At 68.4% G+C, this 20,907-nt stretch carries 20 protein-coding genes; 10 read left to right on the forward strand and 10 right to left on the reverse strand.

Annotated features, from left to right (window positions below; genetic code table 11):
• Nucleotides 1-58: 58 nt before the first annotated feature.
• Both ABZV42_RS06100 and ABZV42_RS06105 read right to left on the reverse strand, forming a co-directional pair.
• The gene (locus ABZV42_RS06100; RefSeq protein ID WP_355983579.1) at nt 59-1,141 is read right to left on the reverse strand and encodes an inositol-3-phosphate synthase; all 1,083 of its coding nucleotides are present in this window, start codon (nt 1,139-1,141) and stop codon (nt 59-61) included.
• Between the two features lie 44 nt (nt 1,142-1,185).
• A complete protein-coding gene (locus ABZV42_RS06105; protein WP_355983578.1) occupies nt 1,186-1,869 on the reverse strand; it encodes a PadR family transcriptional regulator in 684 nt (227 codons plus the stop codon).
• Nucleotides 1,870-2,244: 375 nt separating this feature from the next.
• Between ABZV42_RS06105 and ABZV42_RS06110 the strand changes: the two genes are divergently transcribed.
• Nucleotides 2,245-5,004, forward strand: coding sequence for a transglycosylase domain-containing protein (locus tag ABZV42_RS06110; RefSeq protein WP_356050991.1), 2,760 nt, complete (start codon nt 2,245-2,247; stop codon nt 5,002-5,004).
• Between the two features lie 100 nt (nt 5,005-5,104).
• Entirely contained in the window at nt 5,105-6,619 is a 1,515-nt protein-coding gene (locus ABZV42_RS06115; RefSeq protein ID WP_355983576.1) for a glycosyltransferase 87 family protein, read from the forward strand.
• An 88-nt stretch (nt 6,620-6,707) separates the two neighbouring features.
• Here ABZV42_RS06115 and ABZV42_RS06120 read toward each other — a convergent pair whose 3' ends face one another.
• The 3 genes from ABZV42_RS06120 to ABZV42_RS06130 form a co-directional block, all read right to left on the reverse strand.
• Nucleotides 6,708-7,739 carry an alanine racemase gene (locus tag ABZV42_RS06120; RefSeq protein WP_355983575.1) on the reverse strand — a complete coding sequence of 344 codons (1,032 nt, stop codon included), beginning with the start codon at nt 7,737-7,739 and terminating at the stop codon, nt 6,708-6,710.
• A 180-nt stretch (nt 7,740-7,919) separates the two neighbouring features.
• Entirely contained in the window at nt 7,920-9,041 is a 1,122-nt protein-coding gene (gene femX / locus ABZV42_RS06125) for a peptidoglycan bridge formation glycyltransferase FemX (protein WP_355983574.1), read from the reverse strand.
• A gap of 163 nt (nt 9,042-9,204) precedes the next feature.
• The gene (locus ABZV42_RS06130) at nt 9,205-9,516 is read right to left on the reverse strand and encodes a hypothetical protein (RefSeq protein ID WP_355983573.1); all 312 of its coding nucleotides are present in this window, start codon (nt 9,514-9,516) and stop codon (nt 9,205-9,207) included.
• A 287-nt stretch (nt 9,517-9,803) separates the two neighbouring features.
• On the opposite strand from ABZV42_RS06130, the gene rpsF reads away from it, so the two are divergent.
• The 4 genes from rpsF (at nt 9,804) to rplI (ending at nt 11,530) form a co-directional block, all read left to right on the forward strand.
• Entirely contained in the window at nt 9,804-10,094 is a 291-nt protein-coding gene (gene rpsF / locus ABZV42_RS06135) for a 30S ribosomal protein S6 (RefSeq protein WP_037615007.1), read from the forward strand.
• Nucleotides 10,095-10,168: 74 nt separating this feature from the next.
• Nucleotides 10,169-10,771: a single-stranded DNA-binding protein gene (locus ABZV42_RS06140; protein WP_355983572.1), complete on the forward strand. Its 603-nt coding sequence runs from the start codon at nt 10,169-10,171 to the stop codon at nt 10,769-10,771.
• A 57-nt stretch (nt 10,772-10,828) separates the two neighbouring features.
• Entirely contained in the window at nt 10,829-11,065 is a 237-nt protein-coding gene (gene rpsR, locus ABZV42_RS06145) for a 30S ribosomal protein S18 (protein ID WP_003949403.1), read from the forward strand.
• 18 nt (nt 11,066-11,083) lie between these two features.
• A complete protein-coding gene (gene rplI / locus ABZV42_RS06150) occupies nt 11,084-11,530 on the forward strand; it encodes a 50S ribosomal protein L9 (RefSeq protein WP_355983571.1) in 447 nt (148 codons plus the stop codon).
• A 153-nt stretch (nt 11,531-11,683) separates the two neighbouring features.
• On the opposite strand, the gene ABZV42_RS06155 is transcribed toward rplI, so the two are convergent.
• Nucleotides 11,684-13,021: an MATE family efflux transporter gene (locus ABZV42_RS06155; protein ID WP_356050992.1), complete on the reverse strand. Its 1,338-nt coding sequence runs from the start codon at nt 13,019-13,021 to the stop codon at nt 11,684-11,686.
• A 459-nt stretch (nt 13,022-13,480) separates the two neighbouring features.
• On the opposite strand from ABZV42_RS06155, the gene dnaB reads away from it, so the two are divergent.
• Both dnaB and ABZV42_RS06165 read left to right on the forward strand, forming a co-directional pair.
• Entirely contained in the window at nt 13,481-14,950 is a 1,470-nt protein-coding gene (gene dnaB, locus ABZV42_RS06160) for a replicative DNA helicase (protein ID WP_355983569.1), read from the forward strand.
• Nucleotides 14,951-15,022: 72 nt separating this feature from the next.
• Complete coding sequence (locus tag ABZV42_RS06165) at nt 15,023-16,408, forward strand: serine hydrolase domain-containing protein (protein WP_355983568.1); 1,386 nt, start codon at nt 15,023-15,025, stop codon at nt 16,406-16,408.
• 69 nt (nt 16,409-16,477) lie between these two features.
• Here ABZV42_RS06165 and ABZV42_RS06170 read toward each other — a convergent pair whose 3' ends face one another.
• Both ABZV42_RS06170 and ABZV42_RS06175 read right to left on the reverse strand, forming a co-directional pair.
• On the reverse strand, nt 16,478-16,930 hold the full coding sequence (locus tag ABZV42_RS06170; RefSeq protein WP_356050993.1) for a GNAT family N-acetyltransferase: 453 nt from the start codon (nt 16,928-16,930) through the stop codon (nt 16,478-16,480).
• A gap of 9 nt (nt 16,931-16,939) precedes the next feature.
• The gene (locus ABZV42_RS06175; protein ID WP_355983566.1) at nt 16,940-17,428 is read right to left on the reverse strand and encodes a MarR family transcriptional regulator; all 489 of its coding nucleotides are present in this window, start codon (nt 17,426-17,428) and stop codon (nt 16,940-16,942) included.
• 138 nt (nt 17,429-17,566) lie between these two features.
• Here ABZV42_RS06175 and ABZV42_RS06180 point away from each other — a divergent pair, with 138 nt between their 5' ends.
• Nucleotides 17,567-18,775 carry an MFS transporter gene (locus tag ABZV42_RS06180; protein ID WP_355983565.1) on the forward strand — a complete coding sequence of 403 codons (1,209 nt, stop codon included), beginning with the start codon at nt 17,567-17,569 and terminating at the stop codon, nt 18,773-18,775.
• 101 nt (nt 18,776-18,876) lie between these two features.
• Nucleotides 18,877-19,317 carry a heme-binding protein gene (locus ABZV42_RS06185; protein ID WP_356050994.1) on the forward strand — a complete coding sequence of 147 codons (441 nt, stop codon included), beginning with the start codon at nt 18,877-18,879 and terminating at the stop codon, nt 19,315-19,317.
• A 104-nt stretch (nt 19,318-19,421) separates the two neighbouring features.
• Here ABZV42_RS06185 and ABZV42_RS06190 read toward each other — a convergent pair whose 3' ends face one another.
• Nucleotides 19,422-20,288 (reverse strand): GNAT family N-acetyltransferase, encoded by an 867-nt coding sequence (locus ABZV42_RS06190; RefSeq protein ID WP_356050995.1) that lies wholly within the window; start codon nt 20,286-20,288, stop codon nt 19,422-19,424.
• A 124-nt stretch (nt 20,289-20,412) separates the two neighbouring features.
• Entirely contained in the window at nt 20,413-20,895 is a 483-nt protein-coding gene (locus tag ABZV42_RS06195) for an NUDIX hydrolase (protein WP_355983562.1), read from the reverse strand.
• Between the last annotated feature and the right edge of the window lie 12 nt (nt 20,896-20,907).

A 20,907-nucleotide genomic window follows, 5' to 3' on the forward strand; every position in this document is an offset into this window, starting at 1 on the left:
GAGGGTCCCCTGGCAGTAAGCCCGGGGACCCTCCTCAGCAGCGAGCACAGAAGTGTGCTTAGCGCTCGACCTCGCCCTTGATGAACTTCTCGACGTTGGCGAAAGCCTCGTCGTCGAAGTACTGGACCGGCGGGGACTTCATGAAGTAGCTCGACGCGGAGAGGATCGGGCCGCCGATACCGCGGTCCTTGGCGATCTTCGCGGCGCGCACGGCGTCGATGATGACACCGGCCGAGTTCGGGGAGTCCCAGACCTCGAGCTTGTACTCCAGGTTCAGCGGGACGTCGCCGAAGGCACGGCCCTCGAGGCGGACGTACGCCCACTTGCGGTCGTCGAGCCACGCCACGTAGTCCGAGGGACCGATGTGGACGTTCTTCTCGCCCAGCTCGCGGTCGGGGATCTGCGAGGTGACGGCCTGCGTCTTCGAGATCTTCTTGGACTCGAGGCGGTCACGCTCGAGCATGTTCTTGAAGTCCATGTTGCCGCCGACGTTGAGCTGCATGGTGCGCTCGAGACGGACACCGCGGTCCTCGAACAGCTTCGCCATCACGCGGTGCGTGATGGTCGCGCCGACCTGCGACTTGATGTCGTCGCCGATGATCGGGACGCCCGCCTCGGTGAACTTGTCCGCCCACTCCTTGGTGCCGGCGATGAAGACCGGGAGAGCGTTGACGAAGGCGACCTTGGCGTCGATGGCGCACTGGGCGTAGAACTTCGCCGCGGCCTCGGAACCGACGGGCAGGTAGCAGACGAGAACGTCGACCTGCTTGTCCTTGAGGATCTGGACGATGTCGACCGGGGCCTCGGCGGACTCCTCGATGGTCATGCGGTAGTACTTACCGAGACCGTCCAGGGTGTGACCGCGCTGGACCGTGACGCCCTTGTTCGGGACGTCGCAGATCTTGATGGTGTTGTTCTCGCTGGCACCGATGGCGTCGGAGAGGTCGAGGCCGACCTTCTTCGCGTCGACGTCGAACGCGGCGACGAACTCGACGTCACGGACGTGGTAGTCGCCGAACTGGACGTGCATCAGGCCGGGCACCTTGGCCGCCGGATCGGCGTCCTTGTAGTACTCGACGCCCTGAACCAGCGAGGCGGCGCAGTTGCCCACGCCGACGATGGCTACGCGAACCGAACCCATTCCGATTGCTCCCTGTGTCTATCGGTGAAACCCCGGACGGGGTCTCACGTGGCGGTGTCGTCGGACGGATCCGGCCGGGGGCTGTCCCGGTGCCGGGGCAGGCCGCCCGTCTCTCCAGATGTGTTGTCCTGCTGAGCGGAGCCTTCGAAGCCGGGACGCTTGACGTCCCGTCCGGCCCGCTCGCTCTCGATGAGCTCGTTCAGCCAGCGCACTTCGCGCTCCACGGACTCCATTCCGTGGCGCTGGAGCTCAAGCGTGTAGTCGTCGAGGCGCTCTCGGGTGCGCGCCAGCGAGGCGCGCATCTTCTCGAGGCGCTCCTCCAGACGGCTGCGGCGACCTTCCAGTACGCGCATGCGTACATCGCGTGACGTCTGCCCGAAGAAGGCGAAGCGAGCAGCGAAGTGCTCGTCCTCGTACGCGTCGGGACCCGTCTGCGCGAGAAGCTCCTCGAAGTGATCCTTACCTTCCGCCGTCAATCGGTAGACGATCTTGGCGCGACGTCCGGCGAGCGTTGCCGTCAGGGCGTCTTCGGGTGTGGATCCTGCTTCCTCGATCAACCAGCCGTTGGCGACCAGCGTCTTGAGGCAGGGGTAGAGCGTTCCGTAACTGAAGGCACGGAACACACCCAGTGACGTATTGAGTCGTTTGCGCAGCTCATAGCCGTGCATCGGGGACTCGCGGAGCAGGCCGAGTACGGCGAACTCGAGGATCCCGGCACGCCGGCTCATCGTCGCCTCCTCCCTGTCGCTGCCTCGTCAGCCCGGCCTTTATGCCGTGCTGATGTATCGACTCGATACATCAGCACGATAGAACGGCTCTGCGGATGCGACAAGAGGGAGCAGAGTGAACGGCGTCACATCACCGATTCATACGAAGCAAGTTGCCTGATTTGGGGTGAACTTCGGCCCTAGGTGTGTTTTGACGGTGCGTACTCTGTGCGGGATGGACAACCACCGGGAACCGAGTGACGTCTGAGTACGTCAACGTCTTTGGTGCAGTACGGGTGAATGCGCAATCGACCGCATCCGTACTTCGGGGGGACCGGAAACCAGCCGCCGTTTCCAGGCGCGCAAAGGTGCGCCTGCCCGAGGAGTAATCGTTCGATGAGCGAGCACCGTCGCAAACCGCCGCAGCCGCAGGGCGGCGGGCGTGCCGCGGCCCGGCGCGGCCAGCCGCAGGCAGGCCCGTCCGCAGGCCGCCGCGATGCACCGCGAGACGCCACCGGGTCTCCTTCCGATCCGTACGGCCCGGGGGGTGAAGAGAGCCCGTTCGGCAGCCGTGCCGAGGCGCGGCGTGCCACACAGCGCGCAGGCGCCGGAGGCCGGCGCAGAGCCGCCGAGGGCGCCGGTCCCGGTGGACCCGGTGGCCCCGGTGGCTCCGGAGGAGGGGGCGGCCGACGCGGTGGTCCCCAGGGTCCGGGCGGGCCTGGACGCGGCCGGGGCCGCGCTCCCGAGCCCGCCAAGAAACGAATCATCGACTACCCGCGCGCGGGCCGGTACGGTGCCGCGCGCTGGGTGCCGTCCTGGAAGCTCGTGACGGGCCTGTTCGTCGGCTTCACGGGCAGCCTGGTCGCGGCCGCCGGTGTCGGATACGCCCTCGTGGGTATCCCGGACGTCGGCAAGACCGCCAAGGCCCAGAACAACGTCTACTACTGGGCAGACGGCAGCGAGATGGTCGCCACGGGCGGCGAGGCCAACCGCCAGATCATCAGCTACGCGCAGATCCCCAAGGAGATGCGCTGGGCGGTGATGTCGGCCGAGAACAAGACGTTCGAGACCGACAGCGGCGTCGACCCGATGGGTATCGCCCGCGCCTTCGTGAACATGGCCAAGGGCGGCCAGACGCAGGGTGGCTCCACCATCACCCAGCAGTACGTGAAGAACGCGATGCTCCAGGACCAGTCGCAGACGGTCTCCCGCAAGCTCAAGGAGCTGTTCGTCTCGATCAAGGTCGGGGCCAAGATGCCCAAGGACCAGATCATGGCGGGCTACCTGAACTCCGCGTACTACGGGCGTAACGCCTACGGTATCCAGGCCGCCGCGCACGCCTACTTCAACAAGGACGCCACCGACCTCGACCCGAGTCAGTGCGCGTTCCTGGCGGCGGTGCTCAAGGGCGCCACGTACTACGACCCCGCCGGTGCCGAGTCGATCGACTCGGTCAACGCCACGCCGCAGAAGAACCGTAAGCGTGCCGAGGAACGCTGGCGGTGGATCCTCGGCGAAGAGGTCAAGGACGGCCGTCTGGACGCGGCCACGCGGGCCAGGTACACGAAGTTCCCCACGATCCAGTCCGCGCGGTCGAACGCCGCGCTCGGCGGACAGGTCGGCTATCTGGTCGATCTCGCCAACACGTACCTGGTGACGAACAGCAAAGACACCGGGATCACCGAGACCAAGCTCCGGCAGGGCGGCTACCAGATCCACACGACCTTCGACAAGAAGAAGGTCAACGCGCTCGAGGCCGCGGTGAAGAAGGTGCAGAAGGCCAACATCAAGCCCAAGCTGCGCCCGAAGAACGACAAGTACGTCCAGTTCGGCGGGGCGTCCGTCAACCCGGACAGTGGTGCGATCGAGGCCATCTACGGCGGCGTGGACGCGACCAAGCACTTCACCGACAACGCCGACCAGACCGGCGCTCAGGTGGGTTCGACGTTCAAGCCCTTCGTGCTGGCGGCCGCCATGTCCTGGGGCGTCAAGGATCCCAAGCTGGGTCCGGAGCAGGCGCAGGACGAACGCACCGTCGTCTCGCCGAAGAGCCTGTACAGCGGCAAGAACAAGCTCAAGATCAAGGACTACGACGGAACCGACTGGACGGACGACAAGGGCAAGGAGTGGCTCCAGCAGAACGACGGCCAGCAGTCCTACAACGCGCCCTCGTACCAGATCGACCTGCGTGAGGCGATGCGTGAGTCCGTCAACTCCGCCTATGTCCAGCTGGGCATGGACGTGGGCCTGGACAAGGTGAAGGACTCGGTACTGCGCGCGGGCATCAAGGAGTCGAGCCTCGCCAGCTCCAGGTTCCCGTCGTTCTCCCTGGGTACCTCCTCCCCGAGCGCGATCCGTATGGCCGGGGCGTACGCCACCTTCGCGGCGAGCGGCACGCAGCGGGACCCGTACTCGGTCGACAAGGTGACCAGCAAGGACGGCACCGTCTTCCAGCACGACCGCATCGCGAAGGCCGTGGAGGCCTTCACCCCGGCCGTCGCCGACAACGTCACCGACGTGCTGAAGACCGTGGTCGAGAAGGGCACGGGCACCAACGCCCAGCTCCAGGGCCGTGACGTGGCGGGCAAGACCGGTACGACCGACGGCAACAAGTCTGCCTGGTTCGTCGGGTACACCCCGCAGCTGGCCACGGCGATCGGCATGTACCGCCTGGACGACGACGAGACCAACAAGAACCGCGAGTTCCTCCAGATGTACGGCACGGGTGGCGAGAAGACCATCCACGGTGCCTCGTTCCCGTCCCAGATCTGGCGGGACTACATGGAGGTCGCGCTCAAGGGGACGGCGCCGAAGTCCTTCCCGGTGCCCGAGGACATCGGGACGATCCTCAACGACGCCCCGAGCCCGACGCCGACGCCCTCGGCCTCCGAGAGCGTGACCGAGAGCCCGAGCCCGACCCCGAGCGCCACCCTGCCGTCTCCCACGCCCTCCGCGACGTCGACGTGCAGGAAGTTCGACTTCAACTGCAACAACAACGGCGGGACCACGGGCGGGACCCCCACCGGTGGCACGGACACCGGTGCCACGGGTGCCGGCGGCACGGACGGCGGTGTGACGACCTCACCGTCGGCGACCGCCACCACCGGGAGCAGCAGAGGCAACGGCAACGGAGGCCTCTTCGGAGGCTCCGGCTGACGGTCGCCGACCACCCTTCGCGCGTGCGCCCCCTCGGGGCGCACGCGCGAAGCTGTTTCAGGGGTCGTCCCCGCTTCCGTTCTCAGACACGTACGGCAGGATGTGCGGCATGCCCAGTGCAGAGACGACGCGAGCGAGCGTTCACGAGCCGGAGCTGGTGCGGCCGACCAGGGATGACGAGGTCGCCGCCGGCGGCAGTGAGCTGATCGGCGGCCCCATCGGGCGGCGGGCCCTGCTCGGGACGTCCTGGTGGACGCCCGTGCGGGTCGTCGCGCTGGTGATGATCGGCATGTTCGCCCTCGGGATGATCCAGAAGCTGCCCTGCTACGACGGCGGCTGGTTCTTCGGAGCCAGCTCGCAGTACACGCACGCGTGCTACTCGGACATCCCGCACCTCTATCAGGGGCGGGGTTTCGCCGACGGTCTCGTGCCGTACTTCGACAAGATCCCCGGCGACATGGACTACCTCGAGTACCCGGTGCTGACCGGCGTGTTCATGGAGGTCGCGGCCTGGCTCACCCCGGGCGGCGGGAGCATCCAGCACCAGGAGCAGGTCTACTGGATGGTCAACGCGGGGATGCTGATGGTGTGCGCGGCCGTCATCGCCGTATGCACCGCACGCACCCACCGCCGTCGCCCCTGGGACGGCCTCCTGGTCGCCCTGGCGCCCGCCTTCGCGCTGACGGCCACGATCAACTGGGATCTCCTCGCCGTGGCCCTGCTGGCCGCCGCGATGCTCATGTGGTCCCGCGGACGCGCCCTGGCCTTCGGTGTCCTGATCGGGCTCGCCACGGCCGCGAAGTTCTACCCGTTCCTGATCCTCGGGCCGCTCTTCCTGCTGTGCTGGCGCACCGGCAGGTGGCGTGAGTTCGGTACGGCGCTGCTCGGCACGGTCGGGGCCTGGCTGGCCGTGAACCTTCCCGTCATGTACCTCGCGCCCGAGGGATGGGCGAAGTTCTACAGCTTCAGCCACGACCGCGGCGTCGACTTCGGCTCGGTCTTCCTGTTCGTCTCGCAGTGGCTGAAGATCGCGATCACGCCCGACACGGCCAACACCTGGGCCCTGGTCCTGATGGTGATCATCTGTGCGGGGCTGAGCGCCGTCACGCTCACCGCCCCCCGCCGCCCCCGCTTCGCCCAGCTGGCCTTCCTGATCATCGCGGCCTTCATCCTCACCAACAAGGTCTACTCGCCGCAGTACGTGCTCTGGCTGGTCCCGCTCGCGGTGCTGGCCCGGCCGCGCTGGCGGGACTTCCTCATCTGGCAGGCGTGCGAGGTCGCGTACTTCCTCGGTATCTGGATGTACCTCGCGTACACGACCAGCGGTGAGGCCCACAAGGGTCTGCCGACGGACGGCTACCAGGTCGCCATCGCAGTCCACCTGCTGGGGACGCTGTACCTGTGCGCGGTGGTCGTACGGGACATCTTCATGCCGGAGCACGACGTGGTGCGCCGTGCGGGCGACGACGACCCGTCGGGAGGGATCCTCGACGGCGCGGAGGACGTCTTCGTCCTCGGCCCGGCCGCGCATCCGCCGCGGCACGCGGCGCACTTCGAGGGGGCTGCCCCGGCCGACTGGCACGAGGACTCGGCACCCGGAGACCGTTCGCTCTGAGCGAACAGGACGGGGAAGTGCCACGCGAAAGGCCGTACACGGAGTCCGTGTACGGCCTTTTCGTCGCTCCCGAGTGCGCCGAGCGGGGTCAGCGCTCGACGACGCGGTCGAACTGCGTGGTGGTGTGCCGCAGATGGGCCACCAGTTCGTCGCCGACCTTCGGCTCCGTGGCGTCGTGGGGCACGAAGAGGATCGAGACCTGCATGTGCGGAGGCTCGGCGAACCAGCGCTGCTTGCCGGCCCAGACGAACGGAGAAAGGTTCCGGTTGACCGTCGCGAGGCCGGCGCGCGCGACGCCCTTGGCCCGCGGCATGACGCCGTGCAGAGCCTTGGGGGCCTCCAGGCCCACCCCGTGCGACGTACCGCCCGCCACGACCACGAGCCAGCCGTCCGAGGCCGCCTTCTGCTGCCGGTAGCCGAAGCGGTCGCCCTTGGAGACGCGCGTGACGTCCAGGACGGCCCCGCGGTACTCCGTGGCCTCGTGGTCCCCAAGCCACAGCCGCGTCCCGATGCGGGCGCGGAAGTGGGTCTGCGGGAACTGCCGCTGAAGGCGCGCGAGTTCCTCGGCCTTGAGGTGGCTGACGAACATCGTGTGCAGGGGCAGCCGGGCCGCGCGGAGGCGGTCCATCCAGCCGATGACCTCCTCGACGGCGTCCGAGCCGTCGGTGCGGTCCAGCGGCAGGTGAATCGCGAAGCCCTCCAGCCGGACGTTCTCGATGGCGGAGTGCAGATGCGGCAGGTCCTCCTCGCTCACGCCGTGCCGCTTCATCGAGGACATCACCTCGATGACGACACGGGCGCCCACGAGGCCGTACACGCCGTCGATGGACGACACGGAGCGGATGACCCTGTCGGGCAGCGGCACGGGCTCCTCGCCGCGCCTGAACGGCGTCAGGACCAGCAGATCGCCGCCGAACCAGTCCTTGATCCGGGCGGCCTCGTACGTGGTGCCGACGGCGAGGATGTCCGAGCCCAGGCGGGTGGCCTCGTCCGCGAGCCGTTCATGGCCGAAGCCGTAGCCGTTGCCCTTGCAGACGGGGACGAGCCCCGGGAACTGCTCGGACACCTGCTTGTGGTGTGCCCGCCAGCGCGCGGTGTCGACGTAGAGCGTGAGCGCCATGGCCGGTCCCGGAACCTTTCTCGTGGCTGCGGTGTATCAGAGGTATGAAATGGAATTGTCGCTGATTCGCCGGGCCGATGGGGCGGTCCCGGGCCGGTTCGGCGGCCCGGGATCGTGATTCGCGGCGATTCGGGGCCGATCGGGGCCGTTCAAAGGGCCCGGGGCGGGGTTCCGGACGGCTCAGCGCCGAGACATGTACATGTCGAGAGCCTTGTGGAGCAGCTTGTTGAGCGGGAAGTCCCACTCGCCGAGGTACTCGGCGGCCTCTCCGCCCGTGCCCACCTTGAACTGGATCAGACCGAAGAGGTGATCGGTCTCGTCCAGCGAGTCGGAGATGCCGCGCAGGTCGTAGACCGTGGCTCCCAGGGCGTACGAGTCGCGCAGCATGCGCCACTGCATCGCGTTAGAGGGCCGCACCTCGCGCCCGATGTTGTCCGAGGCCCCGTAGGAGTACCAGACGTGACCGCCGACGACGAGCATCGTCGCGGCCGAAAGGTTCACTCCGTTGTGCCGGGCGAAGTAGAGCCGCATGCGGTTGGGGTCCTCGGTGTTGAGGGCCGTCCACATGCGCTGGAAGTACGAGAGCGGGCGCGGCCGGAAGTGGTCACGGGTCGCGGTGATCTCGTAGAGCCGCTGCCACTCCTCCAGGTCCTGGTAACCGCCCTGGACGACCTCGACGCCGGCCTTCTCGGCCTTCTTGATGTTGCGGCGCCACAGCTGGTTGAAGTTCCTGTGGACCTCTTCGAGGGAACGGTTGGCCAGCGGCACCTGGAAGACGTAGCGGGGCTGGACGTCGCCGAAGCCGGCACCGCCGTCCTCGCCCTGCTGCCAGCCCATGCGGCGCAGCTTGTCGGCGACCTCGAAGGCGCGCGGCTCGATGAAGTCGGCCTCGATGTCGCGCAGGCGCTTCACGTCCGGGTTCTGGATGCCGCCCTTGATGGACGTGGCCTCCCAGCGCCGGATGATCACCGGAGGGCCCATCTTCACGGAGAAGGCGCCCTGCTGCTTGAGGTGCGCGAGCATCGGCTGGAGCCAGTCGTCGAGGTTCGGTGCGAACCAGTTGATGACCGGACCCTCGGGCAGGTAGGCGAGATAGCGCTTGATCTTGGGCAGCTGGCGGTACAGCACCAGACCCGCGCCGACCATCTGGCCGCTGTTGTCGTCGAACCACCCGAGGCTCTCGGAGCGCCACTCGGCCTTGACGTCCGCCCATGCGGGGACCTGCATGTGGCTGGCCGCGGGCAGGCTCTGGATGTATGCCAGATGCTGCTCTCGGCTGATGGTCCTCAGGGTCAGGCTCATTCGGGGGGCTCCTCGGGCTGGTGTGTCCCCATGGGTACAAGGGCTCCGGCTCTCGCGCCGAAGCCTACTGCGCCCTGCGAGCGCCCCGAATGGCCGTATGGGACCTGAACCGCGGGGGCGCGGTGCGAAGCGCCCCGAGGTCAGGGGAAAACGGACGTTCGGCTCAGATCACACCGCCGAACAGGCCGCCGTGGGCCAGACCGAGGTAGAAACCGACGCCCGAGAGACCGAGTCCGACGATCAGTCCGAACCGTTCCCGGGTCGTCGCGGAGATGAACTGGCCGTAGGCGCCGGCAAGGATCCCGATCAGACCGGCCCACGAGCTGAGCAGATGGAGGCTGTGGAACATCGACGTGACGAAGGCCAGGACTCCGAACACCAGGGTCACCACGAGCAGGGTGTCCTGGAGCGGATGAGGCTTGCCGTCCGTGGCGAAGAGTGAGCCGGTGGTGCTGGGACGCATTGTCTGTGCCATAAGGCACCTCCTGCGGAAGGCGGCGCATCGTAGCGCCATACACACCCGATGTGTACAGATTGACGGCCAACCCGGTCGGATTTCAACCGGAAGCAGGTGTGCAGGTAGTCTGTAGCCTCTGCACCGGTGTCTGCCCAGGCTCACAGCCAGGTCACGACAGGGATCACCGCTCGGTTCGCCGATCGGAGACCCGATTGTCAGTGGCGGCCGATACCGTTGCGTACGCATAACAACCCTCCTGCCACGGAACGACCGTGGCCGCTGAGTCCAAAGGAGGTGGGTTCCACATGCGTCACTACGAAGTGATGGTCATCCTCGACCCCGATCTGGAGGAGCGCGCTGTCGCCCCCCTGATCGAGAACTTCCTCTCCGTCGTCCGTGAGGGCGCCGGAAAGGTCGAAAAGGTCGACACCTGGGGCCGTCGTCGTCTCTCGTACGAGATCAAGAAGAAGCCCGAGGGCATCTACTCGGTCATCGACCTGCAGGCCGAGCCTGCGGTCGTCAAGGAGCTCGACCGCCAGATGAACCTGAACGAGTCGGTCCTCCGGACCAAGGTCCTCCGCCCCGAGACCCACTGAGCTCTCCAGCTCAGCTGGTCTCGGGCATCGAGTAGCACCAGCAGCCAGCAGCAAACCCGCCGAGAGGTTCCCCCATGGCAGGCGAGACCGTCATCACGGTCGTCGGCAATCTTGTCGACGACCCCGAGCTGCGCTTCACCCCTTCCGGTGCGGCGGTCGCGAAGTTCCGTGTCGCGTCCACCCCCCGCACCTTCGACCGTCAGACCAATGAGTGGAAGGACGGCGAGAGCCTGTTCCTGACCTGCTCGGTCTGGCGTCAGGCGGCGGAGAACGTCGCCGAGTCGCTCCAGCGAGGCATGCGCGTCATCGTGCAGGGCCGGCTGAAGCAGCGGTCCTACGAGGACCGTGAGGGCGTCAAGCGCACGGTCTACGAACTGGACGTAGAGGAAGTCGGCGCCAGCCTGAAGAGCGCCACGGCCAAGGTCACCAAGACCACGGGCCGAGGCGGTCAGGGCGGTTACGGCGGCGGCGGCAACGGCGGCGCCCAGCAGGGCGGCAGCTGGGGCGGTGGCTCCGGCGGCGCCCAGCAGGGCGGCGGCGCTCCGGCCGAAGATCCCTGGGCGACCGGCGCTCCCGCCGGTGGCAACCAGGGCGGCGGCGGTGGCGGTGGCGGCGGCTGGGGCGGAAGCTCCTCCGGCGGTTCCGGCGGCGGCTACTCGGACGAGCCCCCCTTCTAGGCCTCAGGGCCTGGGGTGGGCCGTACTCCCACTTCTTGATCACACAGGAGATACACCATGGCGAAGCCGCCTGTGCGCAAGCCTAAGAAGAAGGTCTGCGCGTTCTGCAAGGACAAGGTCACGTACGTGGACTACAAGGACACGAACATGCTGCGGAAGTTCATTTCCGACCGCGGCAAGATCCGTGCCCGCCGCGTGACCGGCAACTGCACGCAGCACCAGCGTGACGTCGCCACGGCTGTGAAGAACAGCCGTGAGATGGCGCTGCTGCCCTACACGTCCACCGCGCGATAAAGGAAGGGTGACCGACACATGAAGATCATCCTTACCCACGAGGTCTCCGGCCTCGGCGCCGCCGGCGAGGTCGTCGACGTCAAGGACGGTTACGCTCGCAACTACCTGATCCCGCGGAACTTTGCGATCCGCTGGACCAAGGGTGGCGAGAAGGACGTCGCGCAGATCCGTCGTGCTCGCAAGATCCACGAGATCGCGACCATCGAGCAGGCCAACGAGATCAAGGCCCGCCTCGAAGGCGTCAAGGTCCGCCTGGCCGTTCGCTCCGGCGACGCCGGTCGTCTCTTCGGTTCCGTCACCCCGGCCGACGTCGCTTCGGCGATCAAGGCTTCCGGTGGCCCCGAGGTCGACAAGCGCCGCATCGAGCTGGGCTCGCCCATCAAGACCCTGGGCGCCCACGAGACGTCCGTGCGTCTGCACCCCGAGGTTGCCGCCAAGGTCAGCATCGAGGTTGTCGCTGCCTGAGTGCAGCACTCGGCATAGCTGAGAGGAAGGGCCGCACCCCTCGGGGTGCGGCCCTTCTGCTTTCCAAGAGCGCCTCCGCCGGGGTCCTCCCCGGATGTCGGCAGCGCTGTTTCACGTGAAACCCCCCGTTTCCCGTGAAACGGTCGGCGTACGTCAGCGGGTGGCGCCCGTGACGATCCAGCGGCCCGAGCGGGAGCGCAGCCACAGGGTGAGCATCCGCATGGCCATCATCAGCGTCATCGCTCCCCAGAGCGCGGTCAGCCCGCCGCCGAGAACGGGAACGAGCAGAGCGGCGGGGGTGAACACCGCCAGGGTGAGGAGCATGGCCCAGGCCAGGTAGGGGCCGTCCCCCGCGCCCATCAGCACGCCGTCCAGCACGAAGACGATCCCGCAGATCGGCTGCGAGACGGCCACCATCACCAGGGCGGGCAGTGCCGCGTCCTGTACACCCGAGTCACCGCTGAACAGGGGAAGGAACAGGGGGCGAGCGGCGATGACCAGCAGACCGAGGACGAGCCCGGTGACGAGCCCCCACCGCACCATGCGGCGGCAGGCCTCACGGGCGCCCTGGGCGTCGCCGGCGCCCAGATGGCGCCCGATGATCGCCTGTCCCGCGATGGCGATGGCGTCGAGCGCGAAGGCGAGCAGACTCCACAACGACAGAATGATCTGGTGTGCCGCCATGTCGGCGTCCCCGAGCCGCGCGGCGACAGCCGTGGCGATCAGGAGGATCGTCCGGAGCGACAGTGTCCGGACGAGCAGGGGGGTGCCGGCCCGGGCGCAGGCTCGTATGCCGCCGGCGTCCGGTCGCAGGGATGCGCCGTGACTGCGCGCTCCGCGGAGGACGACGTGGAGATAGACGGCGGCCATCCCGCACTGGGCGATGACCGTGCCCCAGGCGGAGCCGGCGATGCCGAGGCCGGCGCCGTAGACGAGGACGGTGTTGAGGACCGCGTTGGCGACGAAGCCTCCGACGGCGACATACAGCGGGGTCTTCGTGTCCTGGAGCCCACGCAGAATTCCGGTGGCGGCGAGCACGACGAGCATGGCGGGGATGCCGAGCACCGAGATCCGCAGATAGGTCGTCGCATACGGCGCGGCCGAGTCGGAGGCGCCGAACAGCTCCATGAGGGAGGGCGCGGTGGGCAGCGCCACGGCGATCACGGCCACGCCGATGAGCAGGGCGAGCCAGATGCCGTCCATGCCCTGGCGGATCGCGGCCCGCAGATCCCCGGCGCCGACCCTGCGGGCGACCGCCGCAGTCGTGGCGTAGGCGAGGAAGACGAAGACTCCGACGGCTGTCATGAGGAGGGCCGAGGCGACGCCGAGTCCGGCCAGCTGCGCGGTTCCGAGATGGCCGACGACGGCACTGTCGGCCAGCACGAAGAGGGGCTCGGCCACGAGCGCGCCGAACGCCGGAACGGCCAGTGCGACGATCTCTCGGTCGTGCCGGTGGCGGACGGTTCCGGGCGCCGGGGGAGCCTGTGTCATGAGCATCAATCTAATCTTCCACAGGTAAGAGATGCAAACGGCTAAGGACCCTTACTTTTGTGCGAGCGGGGTGTGTTGTGGCGCACTGTTCGAGGCGAACTTGATCCCGCTGGAGAAGTTTTTCTTCTGCACAGCCGGTGGACGGGAAAATGCCAGGTCAGGACGTGTTCTTCAGAAGGCCTGAGGGCTTGTTCACAGGGCTGTCCACCGGGTCGTGCACAGGTTTCGCGGAGTTCTCCACAGCATAGGGGCCGTCGTCCACATGGCCTGTGGATAACCAGATTGGCTGACGGTGCCCGCGGGCCTAACGTGGTGCGGCGCCCGTTCTCTTCTCCGTCCTCGGAAAGCACGCAAAACCGACGCGCGAGATCCGGAGTCGGGCCGCTCACTTGTCAGTGCCGTGCCGTAGAAATTGAAGGCACTGCTAGGTCCGCTCCGCGGACGGGAGGAGGTGGCTCGGTGACTATTTCCGAGCCCTTGGACGACCCCTGGGCGGACAGCGGTCCCAGTGATCGTCTGCCCTCGTCCCGTCGGCGTGGGAACGGCGGCCGAGGCCGCGACGAGCAGCACGACCGGGACAACGGTTCCTGGGAGAGCGGCGGTTCGTCCTTCGAGCGGGTGCCGCCGCAGGACCTCGACGCCGAGCAGTCCGTCCTCGGTGGCATGCTCCTGTCGAAGGACGCCATCGCCGATGTCGTCGAGGTGCTCAAGGGCCACGACTTCTACCGCCCGGCGCACGAGACCATCTACGGCGCGATTCTCGACCTGTACGCGAAGGGCGAGCCGGCCGACCCCATCACGGTCGCGGCCGAGCTCACCAAGCGCGGCGAGATCACCAAGGTCGGCGGCCCGCCGTATCTGCACACCCTTGTCCAGACGGTCCCGACCGCGGCGAACGCCGAGTACTACGCGGAGATCGTGCACGAGCGGGCGGTCCTGCGCCGCCTGGTCGAGGCGGGCACGCGCATCACGCAGATGGGGTACGCGGCCGACGGCGACGTCGACGAGATCGTCAACAGTGCCCAGGCCGAGATCTACGCGGTCACCGAGCAGCGGACCACCGAGGACTATCTGCCGCTCGGCGACATCATGGAGGGCGCGCTCGACGAGATCGAGGCGATCGGATCGCGTTCGGGGGAGATGACCGGCGTGCCGACCGGCTTCACCGACCTCGACTCGCTCACCAACGGCCTGCATCCCGGCCAGATGATCATCATCGCGGCCCGTCCCGCCATGGGTAAGTCGACGCTGGCCCTGGACTTCGCCCGGACCTGCTCGATCAAGCACAACATGCCCAGCGTGATCTTCTCGCTCGAAATGGGCCGTAACGAGATCGCGATGCGCCTGCTCTCGGCCGAGGCGCGGGTGGCCCTGCACCACATGCGCTCCGGCACCATGACGGACGAGGACTGGACCCGGCTCGCCCGCCGTATGCCGGACGTCTCGGCCGCCCCCCTCTACATCGACGACTCCCCGAACCTGTCGATGATGGAGATCCGCGCCAAGTGCCGCCGCCTCAAGCAGCGCGCCGACCTCAAGCTCGTGGTCATCGACTACCTCCAGCTGATGCAGTCCGGCGGCAAGCGTTCCGAGAGCCGCCAGCAGGAGGTCTCCGACATGTCGCGAAACCTGAAGCTGCTGGCGAAGGAGCTGGAGCTGCCGGTGATCGCGCTGTCCCAGCTCAACCGTGGCCCCGAGCAGCGTACGGACAAGAAGCCCATGGTCTCCGACCTGCGTGAGTCCGGCTCGATCGAGCAGGACGCCGACATGGTCATCCTGCTCCACCGCGAGGACGCGTACGAGAAGGAGTCCCCCCGAGCCGGCGAGGCCGACATCATCGTCGGCAAGCACCGTAACGGCCCGACGGCGACGATCACGGTCGCCTTCCAGGGTCACTACTCGCGCTTCGTGGACATGGCACAGACCTGATCCGGTGGCCCCGCGGGGCCGCTTCGGTTCAATCCGCTCGACGTCCGGCGTCAGGACGGGTGGACTGGTGCCATGACGACATCCCACGATGATCTGCTTCCCGGCACACGCCGGGCCCTGCTGCATCGCATCGCCGTCGCGCAGAGCGAGGGACGGACGCCGTCACTCGTCGCGACGGTGGTCCGGGGCGGGAAGGCGGTATGGACCGGGGCGCGGACCTCGGTGGACGGTCACGGACCGGACGAGAACGTGCAGTACCGGATCGGCTCTATCACCAAGACCTTCACCGCCGTGCTGGTGCTGCGGTTGCGCGACGAGGGTGTCCTGGACCTCGGTGATCCGCTGGAGAAGCATGTGCCGGGCACCGGCGCGGGCGAGGTCACCATCTCCCAACTGCTCGCCCACACCGGAGGTCTGGCCGCCGAGTCACCCGGGCCGTGGTGGGAGCGCACATCCGGTTCGCTGCGTCCCGAACTGGCCGATGTGCTGGGCGAGCAGCCGTTCCGGCATCCGGTCGGACGCCGGCACCACTACTCGAACCCCGGCTACACGCTGCTCGGCGCGCTGGTCGAGGAGTTGCGCGGCGCACCCTGGGAAGAAGTGCTGCGCCGCGAGATTCTCGAACCGCTCGGCCTGCACCGTACGAGCGCTCGCCCGCGGGCGCCGCACGCCGGGGGCTGGGCCGTCCATCCGTGGGCGGACGCGATGATGCCCGAACCCGCGGAGGACCTGGGGCGGATGGCTCCGGCCGGGCAGTTGTGGTCCACCACAGGGGACTTGGGCCGCTTCGCCGTCTTCCTCGCCCACGGCGACGACCGGGTGCTGAGTGCGGAGTCCGTCAGGGAGATGCGCGAGCCCGCCGCTCCGCCCGAGACCGCGGAGCCGGCGGCGGTGTCCTCGTACGGACTCGGCCTCCAGATCGTGCATCGTGCCGGCCGCACCCTCGCCGGACACTCCGGTTCCCTGCCGGGCTTCCTCGCCGGACTGGTGGTCGACGTGGAGGAGGATGTGGCGGCGGTGGTGCTGTCCAACTGCACCTCGGGGCCGCCCGTGTTCACCGTGGCCGCCGATCTGGTGCGGATCGTCGCCGAGGCGGAGCCGCGGATCCCCGAACCCTGGCAGCCGATGGCCGAAGTGGACCAGAAAGCCCTGGAGTTGGCGGGTCAGTGGTACTGGGGGACTCAGGCGTTCGGGCTGCGGCTGCCGGCCGACGGGGGGTTGGTGCTGGGCCCACTCTCGGGCGTAGGCAGGGGCGCCCGCTTCCGGGCGAACGGCGACGGGACATGGACGGGGCTCGACGGCTACTACGCGGGCGAGCTTCTGCGGCCCGTACGACGGCCTGACGGCTCCGTGAGCCACCTGGACCTCGGGTCGTTCGTGTTCACGCGGCAGCCGTACGACGAGGACGCTCCGGTGCCCGGCGGAGTGGACCCGGAAGGCTGGCGAGGAGTCCGGTAGGCGGCACCGGACGAGAGGGGCCCCGTTTCACGTGAAACGGGGCCCCTCTCGCCGCGTGCGGCGAACACCTCAGAGCGGGAGCTTGAAGCCGATGTGCGAGGCCTCGAATCCGAGTCGCTCGTAGAAGCGATGGGCGTCGGTGCGGGAGGCGTCGGAGGTCAGCTGGACCAGCCGGCAGTCCTGACGCCGGGATTCCGCGACCGCCCACTCGACGAGTTGCGTCCCCAGGCCGCCGCCCCGCTCGTCGGCGTGGATACGAACGGCCTCGACGACCGAGCGGGTGGCCCCTCTGTGGGACAGGCCGGGAATCACGGTGAGTTGCAGGGTGCCCACGACGCGGCCGTCGCGGTCGGCGACGACCAGGTGCTGGTTCGGGTCGCGGCCCAGACGGTCCAGGGCGTCGAGGTACGGGGTCAGGTCGTCGGGCGATTCGCGTCGGGCGCCGAGCGGGTCGTCGGCCAGCATCGCGACGATGGCGGGCACGTCGTCGGCGACTGCGGCTCGTATCTCAAGATCAGCCATGAAGGCAGCCTACGAGGGCACGCTCGCGGAAGGCACGGGGTGGGCGGGTGTGCTCGCCGACTCCACGGCCCGGACCAGGGATGCCAGGGCAGGGTTTCCGGCCGCGTCGTCGAGCGCCTCGCGCAGAGCGGCGTCATTGGTGGGCCGGGCTTCGGCGAGAAGCCTCAGTCCCGCTTCGCTGACATTCGTGTAGATGCCGCGCCGGTCGGTGGGGCAGAGATAGCGGGCCAGCAGTCCGCGGTCCTCGAGGCGGGTGACCAGCCGTGTGGTGGCGCTCTGGCTGAGGACGACCGCGTCCGCGACCTGCTTCATCTGGAGGTGGCCGCCCTCCCCGTCGTGCTGTCGGCTGAGCACGTCGAGCAGGGAGTACTCCCGCACGCTGAGCCCGTGCCCGGCCTGGAGGGCCCGCTCGATGTGGGCCTCGATCCTCCCGTGCAGCAGGGAGAGCGCGCACCAGCCCTGAGCGAGGGCGGTCAGCGCGGGGTCCGTGGCTGTCATGGCGTTTCCTCCGTCCCGGAGCGGCTGAGACCAGGATAGGGCACGGGCGCAATAGTCCGCTGTTGCGCATAGCCCGCGTCTGCAACTATTGTGAGCGCAGGCAAAGTGCTCGTGCAATCTTCTGGAAGGCGTATCCACATGCCTCTCGCGCTTCTGGCCCTCGCGATCGGGGCCTTCGGAATCGGAACGACCGAGTTCGTGATCATGGGCGTCCTGCCCGAGGTCGCCGGAGACTTCGGTGTCTCCATTCCCACGGCCGGACTGCTGGTGACCGGCTACGCCCTGGGGGTCGTGATCGGTGCGCCGATCATGACCGCGCTCGGCACCAAGGTGTCCCGCAAGCGGATGCTGATGGTGCTAATGGGGCTGTTCGTCCTCGGCAATCTGATCTCCGCCGTGGCTCCGACCTTCTGGCTGATGTTCGCGGGCCGGGTGGTCGCCTCCCTCGCACACGGTGCCTTCTTCGGCATCGGGTCGGTGGCCGCCGCCGAACTGGTCGCACCCGAGAAGAAGGCCGGCGCCATCGCGATGATGTTCAGCGGACTCACCGTCGCCAATGTCGTCGGCGTCCCCCTGGGCACACTGATCGGGCAGTCCGCCGGCTGGCGCGTCACGTTCACGGGAGTCGCCGCGCTCGGTGTCGTCGGACTGCTGGGAATCGCCAGACTGGTCCCGGAGATGCCGAAGCCCGAGGGAGTGCGTCTGCGCCACGAGTTGGCCGCTTTCAAGAACGTCCAGGTCCTGCTCGCGATGGCGATGACCGTGCTCGGATTCGGCGGTGTCTTCGCGGCCGTCACCTACATCGCGCCGATGATGACGCACGTCGCCGGCTTCGCCGACGGGTCCGTCACCTGGCTGCTGGTGCTCTTCGGTCTCGGCATGGTCGGCGGGAACCTGATCGGCGGCAGGTTCGCCGACCGCGCGCTGATGCCGATGCTGTACGTGTCCCTGGGCGGCCTCGCCGTCGTGCTCGCCCTCTTCACCCTCACCGCGCACAACAAGATCCTGGCGGCCGTCACGATCGCCCTGATCGGCGCTCTGGGCTTCGCGACCGTGCCTCCCCTGCAGAAGCGCGTTCTCGACCAGGCGCACGGCGCCCCCACGCTGGCCTCGGCCGTGAACATCGGCGCCTTCAACCTCGGCAACGCCCTCTCCGCCTGGCTCGGAGGCGTCGTGATCGCCGCGGGCCTCGGCTACACCGCCCCCAACTGGGTGGGCGCGGCTCTCGCGGCCGGAGCGCTCGTCCTGGCCGTCCTCTCGGCAGCTCTGGAGCGCCGCACCTCCCGGGCCGGCCTCGTGGTCGCCGCAGGCGCCGCCGCCGAAGCCCGGACCGCCGTCCGCCACTGACCGGGACCGGGTTCGCCGCGGGGCCGGGGCCGTCCCCGCGGCGTCTCGATCCAGCACGTTCCCGACCCGACACAGAACACCCCCACAAGGAGAAGTCCCTGATGAGCACCATCACCGCCGTCGCCCCCCTGACCATCGAGGACGCCGAGGTCCTCGTCACGGCGGCCCGGCGTGCCGCCGAAGCCGCCGGTGTCCGGATCAGCGCCACCGTCCTCGACGCGGGCGGCCACCTGCTCGCCTTCCGGCGGGATGACCGGGCTGTGCTGATCTCGGGAGAGACCAGCACACGCAAGGCCTACACTGCACTCCAGCTCGACTCGGCCACCGCCGATCTCGTCGACGCGGTGCAGCCCGGCGGTCTCTTCCACACCCTGCCCACCGCGCTCGACCGTCCCCTGCTGTTCATCGCGGGCGGCGTTCCGGTCCATCGCGACGGCCGTCTGATCGGCGCGATCGGGGTCGGCGGCGGTATGCCCGACCAGGACCACGGCTTCGCCGTCTCCGCTGTCGAATCACTCGTCGCCGCCGAATCACTCGTCTGACGCTCGCCGCCGGGCGATCGTCAGACGTACGACGGTCCGGTTGTGCCGGTCCCCCATGCGCCCGGGGGACCGGCACTCCGTGTATCCGGGGCCGTTCCGGCTTCCTAGCCGGCGGCCACGGTCAGCGGCGCGAAGCGGCGGGTCCAGTCACCGGGCAGTTCCGGGATCCTGTGGGTCATGACCGCGTTGAGGCCGACGGTGGCCAGCCCGCGTTCCTTCAGCCAGCTCAGCAGGTCTTCGTGCCGGACGTCGACGTCGGTGCGCAGTGGACGGTCCGTGTGTGCGGCGAGAGAGGAGACGAGAGCCTTGGCCGTCTTGGTGTCCCGGGCGATCAGGGGACCCACGACCTGGGTGGCCATGTTGGGCCAGGCGGCCGTGTAGCCGACGATCCGGCCGTTCTCCTCGGCCACCCGCAACTGGTCCGCGAAGGCGGGCAGCCGCGTGATCATGTGGGTGCGGTCGGCGCCGAAGACCTCTTCGTCCAGCCGCAGGACGGGAGCCAGATCCTCCGCCGTGGCCGGGCGCGTGAAGACCCCTGGCTCGGAGATGTCGGGAGTGAACACTCCACTGACCATCTCCGCCTGGCCGGTGAGCTTGAATCCCAACTCCTCGTAGAGCGGGCGCCCGTAAGGGGTGGCGTGCAGCGTCAGGGGGGTGGTGCCCATCTCCTCGAGGACGTGCCGCATCAGCCGGCGGCCGACACCCTGGCGCGCGTGCCGCTCGGCGACGAGGACCATGCCGATCGCGGCCAGTGCCGGACGCTCGCGGGGTCCGTATTCCGTCACCACGCACGCGGTGACAAGACCGCCTGCGGGGTCGTCGATCCCGTAACCGGTCCCCCCGGCCAGCAGCAGGCCCCACTTGTGCTCCTCACGGGGCCAGCCCCGGTCCTCGGACAAGTCGGCGCAGGCGACGAGGTCGCGGGGCGTCAGACGGCGAATGGGCAGAGCGGCGGAGGTAGAAGTCGGCACGCAGGTCAGGCTGTCCGAGAGGACTCCCTGCCGTCCACCGCTTTCCCGGCATTCCCACCGGCTTTTGGCCATGCTCCGCATCGGCTGATCGCGGTCCACTGACCCGGGCGGGGATCTTCCCGGGTCAGCCCAGATCGGGCGCGTGCATGGCTCGTACGCCCTCGATGTTGCCGTCGAGATAGTGCCTCAGCGACAGCGGTACGAGGTGCACGGACGCGATGCCGACCCGGGTGAACGGGACGCGGACGATCTCGTATTCACCGCAGGGCTCTTCAATTTCGGGACCGTGCCGCAGGGACGGGTCCATGGACTCCAGGCGGCAGACGAAGAAGTGCTGGACCTTCACGCCGGTCGCGCCGCCGTCGTCACCGATGTGCTCGACGGTGTCGACGAAGCAGGGCACCACATCGACGATCTTGGCGCCCAATTCCTCGTGCACCTCACGGTGGAGCGCTTCGACGACAGTTGTGTCCTCCGGTTCGACCCCGCCACCCGGTGTGAGCCAGTAGGGATCGACGCCGGGCTTGGTGCGCTTGATCAAGATCAGGTCGTCGCCGTCGAGCAGGACGGCACGTGCGGTGCGCTTGACCACGGGTCGGACGGTCATGGGAGAAATGTG

It is taken from the genome of Streptomyces sp. NPDC005281 (assembly GCF_040607495.1).
In the GTDB taxonomy this organism is placed as follows: domain Bacteria; phylum Actinomycetota; class Actinomycetes; order Streptomycetales; family Streptomycetaceae; genus Streptomyces.

Bases quoted from the DNA above. Each gene is read 5' to 3' on its own strand.
- ABZV42_RS06100 (WP_355983579.1), bottom strand. From the start codon at position 1,141: ATGGGTTCGGTTCGCGTAGCCATCGTCGGCGTGGGCAACTGCGCCGCC.
- ABZV42_RS06105 (WP_355983578.1), bottom strand. From the start codon at position 1,869: ATGAGCCGGCGTGCCGGGATCCTCGAGTTCGCCGTACTCGGCCTGCTC.
- ABZV42_RS06110 (WP_356050991.1), top strand. From the start codon at position 2,245: ATGAGCGAGCACCGTCGCAAACCGCCGCAGCCGCAGGGCGGCGGGCGT.
- ABZV42_RS06115 (WP_355983576.1), top strand. From the start codon at position 5,105: ATGTGCGGCATGCCCAGTGCAGAGACGACGCGAGCGAGCGTTCACGAG.
- ABZV42_RS06120 (WP_355983575.1), bottom strand. From the start codon at position 7,739: ATGGCGCTCACGCTCTACGTCGACACCGCGCGCTGGCGGGCACACCAC.
- femX (WP_355983574.1), bottom strand. From the start codon at position 9,041: ATGAGCCTGACCCTGAGGACCATCAGCCGAGAGCAGCATCTGGCATAC.
- ABZV42_RS06130 (WP_355983573.1), bottom strand. From the start codon at position 9,516: ATGGCACAGACAATGCGTCCCAGCACCACCGGCTCACTCTTCGCCACG.
- rpsF (WP_037615007.1), top strand. From the start codon at position 9,804: ATGCGTCACTACGAAGTGATGGTCATCCTCGACCCCGATCTGGAGGAG.
- ABZV42_RS06140 (WP_355983572.1), top strand. From the start codon at position 10,169: ATGGCAGGCGAGACCGTCATCACGGTCGTCGGCAATCTTGTCGACGAC.
- rpsR (WP_003949403.1), top strand. From the start codon at position 10,829: ATGGCGAAGCCGCCTGTGCGCAAGCCTAAGAAGAAGGTCTGCGCGTTC.
- rplI (WP_355983571.1), top strand. From the start codon at position 11,084: ATGAAGATCATCCTTACCCACGAGGTCTCCGGCCTCGGCGCCGCCGGC.
- ABZV42_RS06155 (WP_356050992.1), bottom strand. From the start codon at position 13,021: ATGACACAGGCTCCCCCGGCGCCCGGAACCGTCCGCCACCGGCACGAC.
- ABZV42_RS06165 (WP_355983568.1), top strand. From the start codon at position 15,023: ATGACGACATCCCACGATGATCTGCTTCCCGGCACACGCCGGGCCCTG.
- ABZV42_RS06170 (WP_356050993.1), bottom strand. From the start codon at position 16,930: ATGGCTGATCTTGAGATACGAGCCGCAGTCGCCGACGACGTGCCCGCC.
- ABZV42_RS06175 (WP_355983566.1), bottom strand. From the start codon at position 17,428: ATGACAGCCACGGACCCCGCGCTGACCGCCCTCGCTCAGGGCTGGTGC.
- ABZV42_RS06180 (WP_355983565.1), top strand. From the start codon at position 17,567: ATGCCTCTCGCGCTTCTGGCCCTCGCGATCGGGGCCTTCGGAATCGGA.
- ABZV42_RS06185 (WP_356050994.1), top strand. From the start codon at position 18,877: ATGAGCACCATCACCGCCGTCGCCCCCCTGACCATCGAGGACGCCGAG.
- ABZV42_RS06195 (WP_355983562.1), bottom strand. From the start codon at position 20,895: ATGACCGTCCGACCCGTGGTCAAGCGCACCGCACGTGCCGTCCTGCTC.